This is a genomic window from Dechloromonas sp. CZR5, assembly GCF_008711155.1.
GTDB lineage: Bacteria > Pseudomonadota > Gammaproteobacteria > Burkholderiales > Rhodocyclaceae > Azonexus.
Genome location: NZ_VUYQ01000001.1, coordinates 1,001,852 through 1,014,622, shown reverse-complemented (window position 1 = coordinate 1,014,622; position 12,771 = coordinate 1,001,852). Strand labels below are relative to the sequence as shown.

Below are 12,771 nucleotides of genomic sequence, written 5' to 3'. Positions count from 1 at the left end.
CAAAGAAAAAGGCGGGTGCGTTGCCGCAACCCGCCTTTTGATGAGCTATCGGACGATCAGAAGTTCAGCGTGCGCTTGTCGCAGGCGAGCGCTGCTTCATGGATGGTTTCGGACAGCGTCGGGTGAGCATGGCAGATACGGGCCAGGTCTTCCGAGGCACCGCCGAATTCCATGGCGACAACGCACTCGCCGATCATTTCGGAGGAATTCGCACCGATGATATGGGCGCCGAGGATACGGTCAGTCTTCTTGCAGGCAAGAATCTTGACGAAACCGGACGGATCGCCCATGCCCAGCGCACGACCGTTGGCCAGGAACGGAACCTTGCCCGCCTTGTACTCGACACCTTCAGCCTTGAGCGCTTGCTCGGTCTTGCCGACCCAGGCGATTTCCGGCGAGGTGTAGATGACCCAGGGAATGGTGTCGAAGTTGCAGTGACCGGCCTGGCCGGCCATCAGTTCGGCGACCATGACGCCCTCTTCGTGAGCCTTGTGGGCCAGCATCGGGCCGCGCACGACGTCGCCGATGGCCCAGACGCCCGGCAGGTTGGTCTGGCAGTGGCCATCGACTTCAACGAAGCCGCGGGCATCGAGCTTGAGGCCGACACCTTCGGCATTCAGGCCGTCGGTGTTCGGCACGCGGCCGATGGAAACGATCAGGCGGTCGGCATCCAGCTTCTGGGCCTTGCCATCCTTGTCTTCGTAAGCGATCGAGACACCCTTCTTGGTCGTCTTGATGTCGCCGATCTTGACACCCATCTGGATGTTCAGGCCCTGCTTGGTGAACAGCTTGAGCGCTTCCTTGGCGACGTCGACGTCAGCGGCGGCCAGGAAGTCCGGCATGGCTTCGAGAACGGTCACTTCGGCACCGACGCGACGCCAGACCGACCCCATTTCCAGACCGATGACGCCGGCACCGATGATCGCCAGCTTCTTCGGCACGGATTCCTGGTTCAGGGCACCTTCGTTGTCCATGACGATCTTTTGGTCAACCGGCAGGTTCGGCAGGTGACGGGCCTTGGAACCGGTGGCGACGATGACCTGCTTGGCCAGCACTTCCTCGGCACCGACCTTGACCTTCCAGTAATCGCCTTCCTTACCCACGAACGAGCCATGGCCCGGCAGGAAGGTAACCTTGTTCTTCTTGAGCAGCATCTTGATGCCGCCGGTCAGCTGATTGACCACGCCATCCTTGCGCGCCTTCATGGTCGGCACGTCGATGGTCGCCTTGCCAACCTTGATGCCCTGAGCTTCGAAGCTGTGGTTGGCTTCCTCGAACAGGTGCGAGGTGTGCAGCAGCGCCTTGGACGGGATGCAGCCGACGTTCAGGCAGGTGCCGCCGAGACGCGGCTCGCCCTTCGGGTCGGCGTAGGGATTGGATTCGGCGCAGGCGGCCGAAAAACCGAGCTGCGAAGCGCGGATGGCAGCGATGTAACCGCCGGGGCCGCCGCCGATAACGAGCACGTCAAATTGCTTGGACATGTGACAAACCTTTCAGAATTCAGATGTGCAAAAGCGCCAGCGCCCTTGTCGGGACACTGGCGCCGGCAGACGTCGATTAGACGCCGAGCAGCAGGCGGGACGGATCTTCCAGCGCTTCCTTCATAGTCACCAGACCGAGGACGGCTTCGCGGCCGTCGATGATGCGGTGATCGTAGGACATGGCCAGATAGTTCATCGGACGCACGACCACTTGACCGTTCTCAACCATGGCACGGTCCTTCGTGGCGTGAATGCCCAGAATGGCCGATTGCGGCGGGTTGATGATCGGGGTGGACATCATGGAACCGAAGATGCCACCGTTGGAGATGGAGAAGGTGCCACCGGTCAGGTCTTCGATCGACAGCTTGCCATCCTTGGCTTTGGCACCGAATTCGGCGATCTTCTTTTCAATCTCGGCGATGCTCAGCTGATCGGCATTGCGGATGATCGGCACGACCAGACCGCGCGGCGAACCGACAGCGATACCGATGTCGATGTAGCCGTGGTAGATGATGTCGTTGCCATCGACCGAGGCGTTCAGGATCGGGAACTTCTGCAGGGCGGCACAGGCTGCCTTGACGAAGAAGCCCATGAAGCCCAGGCGAACACCGTGGGCCTTCTCGAACTTCTCGCCATACTGCTTGCGCAGCGCCATCATCGGACCCATGTTCACTTCGTTGAACGTGGTCAGGATGGCGTTGGTCTGCTGGGACTGCAGCAGGCGCTCGGCAATACGGGCACGCAGACGGGTCATCGGGACACGCTGCTCGGTGCGGTCGCCAAGGGCAACACCGGTATTCGGTGCAGCGATCGACACGGCAGCCGGAGCGGCAGCGATAGCCGGAATGGCCTTCGGTGCGGCAGCGACGGCGTCTTCCTTGGTCACGCGACCACCACGGCCGGAACCGGCGACGTCGGCAGCGGCAATACCTTTCTCGTCGAGGATCTTGCGGGCCGACGGGCTGGCGGTGCCAGCCGGCGCAGTGGCGGCGGCTGCCGGAGCAGCCTTGGCGGCAGGAGCCGCGGCCTTCGGTGCTTCGGCTGCCGGAGCGGCAGCACCCGCCTTGGCTTCGGTGTCGATGCGGGCGATCAGTTCGCCGGAAACGACGGTTTCGCCGTCACCCTTGACGATTTCGACCAGCACCCCGGCGCCCGGCGACGGGACTTCGAGAACGACCTTGTCGGTTTCGATATCGATCAGGATTTCATCGCGCGCAACAGCTTCGCCGATTTTCTTCTTCCAGGAAGCCAGCGTGCCTTCGGCGACGGACTCGGACAACTGGGGAACTTGAACTTCGATAATGCTCATGTATGACTCCACTCTGCTGTAGTTTTTAGTACTCGATCTTGCCCAGTGCGGACTCGATCAAAGCCTTGGTTTGCTCGTTATGCTTGGCCAGGTAGCCGACCGCCGGGGACGAAGAGGCCGGACGGGAAACCAGCAGCATCTTCTGCTTCGCACCCAGTTGGGTGTCGAGGTGGTGACGCGAGGCGATCCAGTACCAGGCGCCCTGGTTGCGCGGTTCTTCCTGCGCCCAGACGATCTCGGTAGCCTTCGGATACTTGGCCAGTTCGGCTTGCAGGGAATCCTTCGGGAACGGATAGAGCTGTTCCAGACGAACGATGGCGATATCCTTGATACCTTTTTCGCGGCGTGCGTTAACCAGATCGTAGTAGACCTTGCCTGAGCAGAGGATGACGCGCTTGACCTTCTTCGGGTCCAGATCGTCGACTTCGCCGATGACGCGCTTGAATTCACCGTTGGCCAGTTCTTCCAGGGAAGAACTCGCATCCTTGTGACGCAGCAGGGATTTCGGCGACATGACGATGAGCGGCTTGCGCTGCATGCGGACGGCCTGGCGGCGCAGCATGTGGAAGACCTGGGCAGCCGAGGTCGGCATGCAGACTTCCATGTTCATCTCGGCACACAGTTGCATGAAGCGTTCCGGACGAGCGGAGGAGTGCTCCGGACCCTGGCCTTCGTAGCCGTGCGGCAACAGCATGACCAAACCGCAGGCGCGACCCCACTTGGCTTCGCCGGAGGCGATGAACTGGTCGATCACGACCTGGGCGCCGTTGGCGAAGTCGCCAAACTGGCCTTCCCAGATCACCAGCTCGTACGGGTTGGCCGAGGCGTAGCCGTAGTCGAAGGCGAGAACGGCCTCTTCGGACAGAACCGAGTCGTAGCACTGGAAGCCGGCCTGCTTTTCCTGCAGGTTCTTCAGCGGATGGTAGGTACCGGTATCCCAGCTCGTACGATTCTGGTCGTGGAAGGCAGCATGACGGTGGAAGAAGGTGCCGCGACCGACGTCTTCACCGGAGATGCGCACGCCGTAGCCGGAAACCAGCAACGAGGCGTAGGCCAGGTTCTCGGCCATGCCCCAGTCGACCGGCAGCTTGCCCTCGCCCATGGCGGCACGATCTTCGACGATCTTCTTGACGCGCGAATGCAGCGTGAAGCCCTCGGGAATCGTGCTCAAACCCTTGGCCAGGCGCTTCAGTTCCTTCATCGGCACCGTGGTATCGCAGGTCTCGATGTAGTTCTTGGTCAGGAACGGCGTCCAGTCGATGGTGTTCGGGTGCTTGTAGCCGGCGAGAACCGGGTTGTACAGCAGCTCGCCCTTGTCGAGGTGAGCGCGGTATTCGGCAATCATCGCGTCCGGACCTTCGGCCGGCAGGGTGCCTTCGGCGATCAGCTTGTCGCCGTACAGCTTGCGGGTACCCGGGTGCTTGGCGATGATCTTGTACATCAGCGGCTGGGTGACCATCGGCTCGTCCTGCTCGTTGTGGCCGAGCTTGCGGTAGCAGATGATGTCGATGACGACATCCTTGCCGAAGGTCTGGCGGTATTCGACGGCCAGCTGGGTGACCAGCGCAACCGCTTCCGGATCGTCACCATTGACGTGGAAGATCGGCGCGTCGACCATCTTGAAGATGTCGGTGCAATAGTGGCCTGAACGGTAGTCGCGCGGGTCGGAGGTGGTGAAGCCGACCTGGTTGTTGACGACGATGTGCAGCACGCCGCCGACGCCGTAGCCACGGGTCTGCGCGAAGTTGAGCATTTCCTGGTTGACGCCCTGGCCGGCAACGGCAGCATCGCCGTGCACCAGGATCGGCATGACCTTTTGCTTGCTGCCCTCGCCGCGACGAACCTGGCGTGCATAGACGGAACCGGCAACCACCGGGTTGACGATTTCAAGGTGCGACGGGTTGAAGGCCAGGGTCAGGTGGCACGCGCCCCCCGGTGTAGAGACGTCGGACGAGAAGCCCATGTGGTACTTGACGTCGCCTGCGGAGAGGTCGCTCTTTTTCTTGCCTTCGAATTCGGCGAAGAGCATCGACGGTGCCTTGCCCAGCGTGTTGACCAGGACGTTCAGCCGGCCGCGGTGGGCCATGCCGACCACAACTTCGTCAACGCCGAGGGCGCCGCCCGTACGGATGGCTTCGTCCATCGAGACGATCAGCGATTCGCCGCCTTCCAGCGAGAAGCGCTTCTGGCCGACGTACTTGGTGTGCAGGTAGCGTTCCAGGGTTTCGGCGGCGGTCAGGCGCTCGAGAATGCGCTTCTTCCGTTCAGCATTGTAGGAAGGACGCGAACGGATACCTTCCAGGCGCTCCTGAAGCCAGCGCTTCTCGTTGTAATCCGTCATGTACATGTACTCGACACCAATGGTGCCGCAGTACGTTTGCTTCAGGGTCTCGAGGATATCGCCCAGCTTGGCGTTTTCCGGCAGGCCCTTCAGGGAACCGACGCTGAAGGTCTGGTTCAGGTCGGCATCGGTGAAGCCGTAGAAGGCCGGCTCGAGTTCGTCGATCTTCGGACGGGCCAGACGCTTGAGCGGATCCAGATCGGCCCAACGGGTACCGAGCGAGCGGTAAGCCGTCACCAGTTGGCCGACGGCAGACTGCTTCTTGTGCTCGGTCGAGGCAGAAGCAGGCGCTGCCTGCCGGAAACCGCCATCCTTCGCCAACTCGGCAAAGGCTGCAATCACCGGCGCATGGGCGACGTCGCGAGCAACGTAGCCCGGCATCTGGGCCAGACGATCGAAATAGTCGCGCCATTCGGCCGGAACCGAGGTCGGGTCATTCAGGTAGTTTTCGTACAGCTCCTCAACGAACGGCGCATTGCCGCCGAAGAACATCGTGCTGTCGAACAATTGGTTCATCGTAGTCATAGGCATCCCCACTAGGGTTATTTTTCTTTCGTAGCTGCTTGCGTGCGGCGCTACAAATCTCCGCAGGTAAAAAAAGGGCGGCCACGCGGCCGCCCTCTTTTATCTTTAGCCGCGTTGGGCGAGCGGTACCACGTCGCGCTTGGCGGCGCCGATGTACAGCTGACGCGGGCGACCGATCTTGTATTCCGGATCGGTGATCATTTCTTCCCACTGGGTCATCCAGCCGACGGTACGAGCCAGCGCGAAGATGCAGGTGAACATCTCGGTCGGGATGCCGATGGCCTTCTGAACGATGCCGGAGTAGAAGTCGACGTTCGGGTAGAGCTTCTTCTCGACGAAGTACGGATCTTCCAGGGCGATCTTTTCCAGTTCCATGGCCAGCTTGAACAGGCGGTCGTTCTGCAGGCCCAGTTCAGCCAGCACATCGCCGCAGACCTTGCGCATCAGCTTGGCGCGCGGGTCGAAGTTCTTGTAGACGCGGTGACCGAAGCCCATCAGCTTGAAGGAGTCGTTCTTGTCCTTGGCGCGGTTGATGTATTCGCCAACGCGCGAAACGTCGCCGATCTCTTCCAGCATCTGCAGGCAGGCTTCGTTCGCACCGCCGTGCGCCGGGCCCCACAGACAGGCGATACCGGCGGCGATACAGGCGAACGGATTGGCACCCGACGAACCAGCCAGACGGACGGTCGAGGTCGAGGCATTCTGTTCGTGATCGGCGTGCAGCGTGAAAATGGTATCCAGCGCATTGACCAGCACCGGGTTCGGGACGTACTTCTCGCACGGATTGCCGAACATCATGCGCATGAAGTTGGCGGTGTAGTCCAGATCGTTGTCCGGATACATGAACGGGGCACCGGTGTTGTACTTGTAAGCCATGGCGACGATGGTCGGCAGCTTGGCGACGAGACGGTTGAAGCTGACATTGCGGTGCTCAACGTCGGAGAAGTCCATGGCGTCATGGTAGAAGGCGGACAGGGCGCCAACCACGCCAGTCATGACGGCCATCGGGTGGGCGTCACGGCGGAAACCGGAGTAGAACTTGGTCAGTTGTTCGTGCACCATCGTGTGCTTCTTGATGGTCGTCTCGAAATCGGTCTTCTGCTTGATGTTCGGCAGTTCGCCGTTCTTCAGCAGATAGGTCACTTCAAGAAAGTTGCAGTTCTCAGCCAATTGTTCGATCGGATAGCCACGATACAGCAGCTCGCCCTTGTCGCCGTCAATGAAGGTGACCTTGGACTTGCAGCTGGCGGTGGAGAGGAAACCGGAGTCGTAGGTAAACAAACCGGTCTTGCCACCGAGCGTGCGAATATCGACGCAGTCGTTGCCGTGCGTCGGAGACATGATCGGGAAATCGACGGGAGCCTGTCCATCGATTGTCAAAGTTGCCTTGCGTTCGGTCGTCATGGTGTCTTCCCTTTACAGGTGTTGGTTGTCACTGCACAGCAAAAAAGCGGTAAACATTCAAAATTTAGAATGCAAACCTTACTCAACTCTTACGAATCGCCGCTACGACAGGGGCGAATCGAGGATCATCGCACTCGGTCTTGCCACTCAGCCAGTACCAGAGTTCGTGATCCTCCATGTCCGCGAGCTCCACGAACACCTTTTTCTCTTCTTCAGTCAGTTTATCGAAACCGTCGTCGAGAAAACGCGTCAGCGTGATATCCAGCTCCAGCAATGCACGACGGATACAACGCCAACGCAGACGTTCGTAATCAGCTCTTTCCATCAGACGGCACGACGGACCATCATGTCCTTGATCTTGCCGATGGCCTTGGTCGGATTCAGACCCTTCGGACATACGTCAACACAGTTCATGATGGTATGGCAACGGAACAGGCGATACGGATCCTCGAGGTTGTCGAGGCGCTCGTTGGTTGCCTGGTCGCGCGTATCGGCGATGAAACGGTAGGCAGCCAGCAAGCCGGCCGGCCCGACGAACTTGTCCGGGTTCCACCAGAACGACGGGCAGGACGTGGAGCAGCAGGCGCACAGGATGCACTCGTACAGACCGTTCAGTTCTTCACGATCTTCCGGCGATTGCAGACGCTCGCGTTCCGGAGCCGGATCGTTGTTGATCAGGTACGGCTTGATCGAGTGGTACTGCTTGAAGAACTGGGTCATGTCGACGATCAGGTCGCGAATGACCGGCAGGCCGGGCAGCGGGCGCAGCACGATCGGCTGCTTCAGGCTGTCGATGTCGGTCAGGCAGGCCAGACCATTCTTGCCGTTGATGTTCATGGCATCGGAGCCGCAGACGCCTTCGCGGCAGGAGCGACGATAGGAAATCGCGTCGTCCTTGGCCTTGAGCTTGGTCAGCGCGTCCAGCAGCTTGCGGTCGGTCGGTTCGAGTTCGACCGAGATGTCCTGCATGTACGGCGCGTCGTCCTTGTCCGGATCGTAGCGGTAGATGCTGAATTGAACCATGCGTTTGCTCATTCTGGACTCCAATTAGTACGAGCGCGTCTTGAGCGCAACAGGCTCGACGGTCAGGGGTTGCATGTTCACCGGCTTGTAGCTGATCGAGTTATCAACCGGCGAGAACAGCGTATGCTTCAGCCATTCCTTGTCGTTGCGGCCGTTCGGGAATTCGGCGGTATCCGGCGCATCGTCGCGCACGTGGGCGCCGCGGGATTCCTTGCGGGCTTCGGCGGAGATCATCGTAGCCTTGGCGACTTCGATCAGGTTTTCCATTTCGAGCGCTTCGGTACGCGCGGTGTTCCAGGCTTGCGACTTGTCCTTGATCTCAAGCTGGCGGGCTGCCTTCTCGACTTCGAGGATCTTCTCGACGCCCTGCTTCAGCATGTCGCCGAAGCGGAACACACCGGCGTGATCCTGCATGGTGCGCTGCATGGCCAAGCGGGTTTCGTGCACGTTGGCACCACCCTTGCGGTTGTCGATGGCGGCGATACGGGCCAGCGACTTGTCGGCGGCGTCCTTCGGCAGGTCGCGGTGGGCCTTGCCGGCCTTGAGATCTTCCACGGCGGAGTCACCGGCCGACTTGCCGAAGACCAGCAGGTCGAGCAGCGAGTTGGTACCGAGGCGATTGGCGCCGTGCACCGAAGCGCAGGCACATTCGCCGCCGGCATAGAAGCCCGGGACGACGGCGTTCATGTCGCCGTTCTGCGGCATCACGACACGGCCGGAGTAATGGGTCGGAATACCGCCCATCTGGTAGTGACAGGTCGGAACGACCGGCAGAGGCTCCTTCAGGCAGTCAACACCGGCGAACTGCAGGCCGATTTCGTGAATGCCGGGCAGGCGCTTCATGATGGTGGCCGGGTCGAGGTGGGTGATGTCGAGCAGGACGTAGTCCTTGTTGACGCCACAGCCGCGGCCTTCCTTGATTTCGGTGGCCATGGCGCGTGAAACCACGTCACGCGACGCCAGATCCTTGGCGTTCGGGGCGTAGCGCTCCATGAAGCGTTCCTTGCTGGAGTTGCGCAGGATGCCGCCTTCCCCACGAACGCCTTCGGTGATCAGCACGCCGGCACCGGCCACGCCGGTCGGGTGGAACTGCCAGAATTCCATATCTTCGAGCGGGATACCGGCCCGTGCCGCCATGCCCAGACCGTCACCGGTATTGATGAAGGCGTTGGTCGAAGAGTAGAAAATGCGGCCGGCACCGCCGGTCGCAAAGATGGTGGCGCGGGCATGGAAGATGACAACCTGGCCGGTTTCCATTTCCATGGCGGTAACGCCAAGGACGTGGCCTTCTTCGTCGCGAATCAGGTCAAGAGCCATCCATTCGACAAAGAACTGGGTGTTGGCCTTGACGTTGCGCTGGTACATGGCGTGCAGCATGGCGTGACCGGTCCGGTCGGCGGCGGCACAGGAACGACGCACCGGCTTTTCGCCGAAGTTGGACATGTGGCCGCCGAACGGGCGCTGGTAAATCTTGCCATTGTCGGTACGGTCGAACGGCATGCCGTAGTGCTCGAGCTCGACGACCACTTCGTTGGCCTTCTTGCACATGAACTCGATGGCGTCCTGGTCGCCGAGCCAGTCGGAACCCTTGACGGTATCGTACATGTGCCACGTCCAGTGATCTTCCTCGGAGTTACCCAGGGAAGCCGCCACACCGCCCTGCGCTGCAACAGTGTGCGAGCGGGTCGGGAAAACCTTGGACAGCACGGCCGTCTTCAGGCCGGCTTCGGACAATTGGATCGCGGAACGCAGACCGGCGCCACCGGCACCGACGATGACCGCATCAAACTTCAGAACAGGAATACTCACGCTTACAGCCTCCAGAGAATCGCAGCAGCCCACGCGGTGTAGCCCACCAGCGCGGCAATGGTCAGAACGTGCAGGGACAGGCGCAGGCCGGTCGGCTTCACGTAATCCATCCAGATGTCACGCACGCCGATCCAGGCGTGGTAGAACAGGCTGACGAAGAAGAGGAAAGTCAGGAACTTGATGACGCCATTGGCGAAAATACCCTGCCAAGCCTCGAAGGTGCCCGGACGAACAACCAGCAGCACGGCAGCGATCAGCACGGAATAGACCGCCATGATGACGGCGGTGGCGCGCTGGGCAATCCAGTCCTTCAGGCCGTAATGAGCGCCGACAACGATACGATTGATCACAGCAGCACCCCCCACAGGACCAGGGTCAGCGGGATGCTGACGGCAAAGACGACAGCAGCGGACTGACGGGCAGCCTCCTTCTCGATACCGACATGCAGATCGAGCAGCAGGAAACGGATGCCGGCGCAGAAGTGGTGGACAAACGCCCAGAGCAAGCCGGCCAGAATGACCTTTACCGGCAGCATGCCGGCAACTGCCTTGAAGGAGGCAAAGCTTTCAGGAGATCCCAGGCTGGCACCGAAGAGCCAGAGCATTACCGGGAAGCACAGGAACAATCCGACACCGCTGATGCGATGAAGAATGGAAACCTTGCCAGGCAACGGCAGCCTGATTGTAGTCAAGTCCAAGTTTTTTGGACGTTTCTTGATGGTCATTTCTGCCATGAACGTCATCCCTCGCGTAAAGATGCGGTTATCCGCTTGTACGTGGTTCGAAAAGAGCGGTAATTATACATTCAAAAACAGGCCAAACACGCCACTCCGGGCGCTTTACGACCTAGTTCGAAAGCATGCCCCCTTCTCACCCCAACTCGTTCCGATAGTAGTGATGTCGTGTGCAATACAAGCCGCGACGCCACTCCACCGGTTTATTGCCATAGGTATAGGCCGTCCGCTCCACCAGAAGCAACGGCTCACCCACTTGCACCCCCAGCAATTCCGCACTCTGCCCGTCGGCCGGCACCGCCCGCAGACGCTCTTCGGCGTTGATCATGCGAACGCCAAATTCACTCTCGAAAAGGCTGTACAGGGAACGTTCGCCTGCGCGCAGGCCTTCGAGCGTCAAGCCGTTAAACAACTCGGCCACCAGAAATATCTCATCAAAAACAACGGAGTCGCCGCCAAAACGAAGCAGCCGCTTGACGTGCACGACCCGATCGCCGGCCTTCAGACCGAGCGCTCCGGCAACCTCGGAGGTCGCTGATACCGTTTCGCAATAGAAGGGATCGCTGACGGTCGGCATGGCCTTGCCGCCATCAGGCACCAAACGCAGAAAACGATAGAAAGAGCGAGGATCGCTGTGGGTGGCAACGAACGTCCCCTTACCCTGGCGACGAACCAGCAGGTTTTCCGCGGCCATTTCGTCAATGGCCTTGCGTACCGTTCCCTGGCTCACATTGAAGCGCACGGCCAACTCCCCCTCACTGGGAATGGCATCCCCGGGCCCCCACTCGCCATGCTCCAGGCTGCGGATCAGGAAATCCTTGATCTGGCGATAGAGCGGACTGAATGTCGGGGAAGCCAAACGAGTAGCGGGACGGGAAACATCGCGAGTCATGGGCGAAATTTCAGCACATTTCGGAAGCAGCGTCCACGAAAAGTTGTCTTATATAAGACAGATGATGAATTGACAGGGAAACAACGAACTTCTAACATCAACAGTCTGTTGTTCCAGCTCGCCACGCAAGGTCAAAACAAAGCTGGGCGTACAAAGAACCCGCACAATTTCAACCACGCTGTTTCAATACAGGAGCGATTTATGTCCAAAGCCCCCATGCGCGTTGCTGTTACCGGCGCCGCCGGCCAGATCGGTTATAGCCTGCTGTTCCGCATCGCCTCCGGCGAAATGCTCGGCAAAGACCAGCCGGTCATCCTTCAGTTGCTCGACCTGCCGCAGGCCCAGCAAGCCGTCAAGGGCGTCATGATGGAACTGGACGACTGCGCCTTCCCGCTGCTGGCCGGCATGGTTGCCACCGATGACCCGAACGTCGCCTTCAAGGATGCCGACGTCTGCTTGCTGGTCGGTGCCCGTCCGCGTACCAAGGGCATGGAGCGTGCAGACCTGCTGACCGCCAACGGCGCTATCTTCACCGTTCAGGGCAAGGCCATTGCCGAGAACGCCAAGGAAGACGTCAAGGTTCTGGTCGTCGGCAACCCGTGCAACACCAACGCCTACATCGCTGCAGCCGCCGCCAAGAAGGTTGGCCGCACCAACCCGAACAACTACCACGGCATGCTGCGTCTGGACCACAACCGCGCCCTGTCGCAACTGGCCGAGAAGACCGGCCGCGCCGTTTCTTCCTTCAAGAAGCTGGTCGTTTGGGGCAATCACTCTCCCACGATGTACGCCGACTACCGCAACTGCGAGTCCAATGGCGACAACGTCAAGGCCCTGATCAACGATCACGCCTGGAACAACGACGTCTTCCTGCCGACCGTCGGCAAGCGCGGCGCCGCCATCATCGAAGCCCGCGGCCTGTCTTCCGCTGCCTCCGCCGCCAACGCCGCCATCGACCACGTCCGTGACTGGGTCCTCGGTTCCGGCGACTGGGTCACCATGGGCGTTCCGTCCGATGGCTCCTACGGCATCCCGGCCGGCATCGTCTACGGCTTCCCGTGCGAGTGCAAGGGTGGTTCGTTCAAGATCATCCAGGGCCTGGAAATCGACGAGTACAGCCGCGAGAAGATGAACATCACGCTCAAGGAACTGACCGACGAAGCCGAAGCAGTCAAGGACATGCTGTAAGACAAGCTGACAACTGCTTTTTTAGCAGTTAGCCAAAGCAAGGCCGCGGTAAAATACTGCGGCCTT

11 protein-coding genes are annotated in these 12,771 nt (G+C 60.3%); 1 reads left to right on the top strand and 10 read right to left on the bottom strand.

Annotation, left to right across the window (positions count from 1 at the left end; genetic code table 11):
* Positions 1-56 precede the first annotated feature (56 nt).
* The 10 genes from lpdA to F1002_RS04800 all read right to left on the bottom strand — a co-directional run bounded on the left by lpdA (position 57) and on the right by F1002_RS04800 (position 11,517).
* Positions 57-1,481: a dihydrolipoyl dehydrogenase gene (lpdA, locus tag F1002_RS04845; protein ID WP_150427867.1), complete on the bottom strand. Its 1,425-nt coding sequence runs from the start codon at positions 1,479-1,481 to the stop codon at positions 57-59.
* Positions 1,482-1,557: 76 nt separating this feature from the next.
* Positions 1,558-2,790 carry a 2-oxoglutarate dehydrogenase complex dihydrolipoyllysine-residue succinyltransferase gene (odhB, locus tag F1002_RS04840; protein ID WP_150427866.1) on the bottom strand — a complete coding sequence of 411 codons (1,233 nt, stop codon included), beginning with the start codon at positions 2,788-2,790 and terminating at the stop codon, positions 1,558-1,560.
* A 25-nt stretch (positions 2,791-2,815) separates the two neighbouring features.
* Positions 2,816-5,662, bottom strand: a complete 2,847-nt coding sequence (locus F1002_RS04835; protein WP_150427865.1) for a 2-oxoglutarate dehydrogenase E1 component — start codon at positions 5,660-5,662, stop codon at positions 2,816-2,818.
* A gap of 99 nt (positions 5,663-5,761) precedes the next feature.
* Positions 5,762-7,060, bottom strand: coding sequence for a citrate synthase (gene gltA / locus F1002_RS04830; RefSeq protein ID WP_150427864.1), 1,299 nt, complete (start codon positions 7,058-7,060; stop codon positions 5,762-5,764).
* Positions 7,061-7,142: 82 nt separating this feature from the next.
* Positions 7,143-7,385, bottom strand: coding sequence for a succinate dehydrogenase assembly factor 2 (locus tag F1002_RS04825; RefSeq protein WP_150427863.1), 243 nt, complete (start codon positions 7,383-7,385; stop codon positions 7,143-7,145).
* Entirely contained in the window at positions 7,385-8,095 is a 711-nt protein-coding gene (locus F1002_RS04820) for a succinate dehydrogenase iron-sulfur subunit (RefSeq protein ID WP_066882612.1), read from the bottom strand. Before F1002_RS04820 ends, F1002_RS04825 begins: the two co-directional genes overlap by 1 nt.
* Positions 8,096-8,107: 12 nt before the next feature.
* Positions 8,108-9,892, bottom strand: coding sequence for a succinate dehydrogenase flavoprotein subunit (sdhA, locus tag F1002_RS04815; protein WP_150427862.1), 1,785 nt, complete (start codon positions 9,890-9,892; stop codon positions 8,108-8,110).
* Between the two features lie 2 nt (positions 9,893-9,894).
* A complete protein-coding gene (gene sdhD / locus F1002_RS04810) occupies positions 9,895-10,242 on the bottom strand; it encodes a succinate dehydrogenase, hydrophobic membrane anchor protein (protein ID WP_150427861.1) in 348 nt (115 codons plus the stop codon).
* Positions 10,239-10,625 carry a succinate dehydrogenase, cytochrome b556 subunit gene (gene sdhC, locus F1002_RS04805; protein ID WP_150427860.1) on the bottom strand — a complete coding sequence of 129 codons (387 nt, stop codon included), beginning with the start codon at positions 10,623-10,625 and terminating at the stop codon, positions 10,239-10,241. Before sdhC ends, sdhD begins: the two co-directional genes overlap by 4 nt.
* Positions 10,626-10,761: 136 nt before the next feature.
* The gene (locus F1002_RS04800; protein WP_150427859.1) at positions 10,762-11,517 is read right to left on the bottom strand and encodes a GntR family transcriptional regulator; all 756 of its coding nucleotides are present in this window, start codon (positions 11,515-11,517) and stop codon (positions 10,762-10,764) included.
* Between the two features lie 201 nt (positions 11,518-11,718).
* Between F1002_RS04800 and F1002_RS04795 the strand changes: the two genes are divergently transcribed.
* On the top strand, positions 11,719-12,705 hold the full coding sequence (locus tag F1002_RS04795; RefSeq protein ID WP_150427858.1) for a malate dehydrogenase: 987 nt from the start codon (positions 11,719-11,721) through the stop codon (positions 12,703-12,705).
* Positions 12,706-12,771: the final 66 nt, after the last annotated feature.

Coding starts and splice junctions, on each gene's coding strand:
- lpdA (WP_150427867.1), bottom strand. CDS start 1,481: ATGTCCAAGCAATTTGACGTGCTCGTTATCGGCGGCGGCCCCGGCGGT.
- odhB (WP_150427866.1), bottom strand. CDS start 2,790: ATGAGCATTATCGAAGTTCAAGTTCCCCAGTTGTCCGAGTCCGTCGCC.
- F1002_RS04835 (WP_150427865.1), bottom strand. CDS start 5,662: ATGCCTATGACTACGATGAACCAATTGTTCGACAGCACGATGTTCTTC.
- gltA (WP_150427864.1), bottom strand. CDS start 7,060: ATGACGACCGAACGCAAGGCAACTTTGACAATCGATGGACAGGCTCCC.
- F1002_RS04825 (WP_150427863.1), bottom strand. CDS start 7,385: ATGGAAAGAGCTGATTACGAACGTCTGCGTTGGCGTTGTATCCGTCGT.
- F1002_RS04820 (WP_066882612.1), bottom strand. CDS start 8,095: ATGAGCAAACGCATGGTTCAATTCAGCATCTACCGCTACGATCCGGAC.
- sdhC (WP_150427860.1), bottom strand. CDS start 10,625: ATGGCAGAAATGACCATCAAGAAACGTCCAAAAAACTTGGACTTGACT.
- F1002_RS04800 (WP_150427859.1), bottom strand. CDS start 11,517: ATGACTCGCGATGTTTCCCGTCCCGCTACTCGTTTGGCTTCCCCGACA.
- F1002_RS04795 (WP_150427858.1), top strand. CDS start 11,719: ATGTCCAAAGCCCCCATGCGCGTTGCTGTTACCGGCGCCGCCGGCCAG.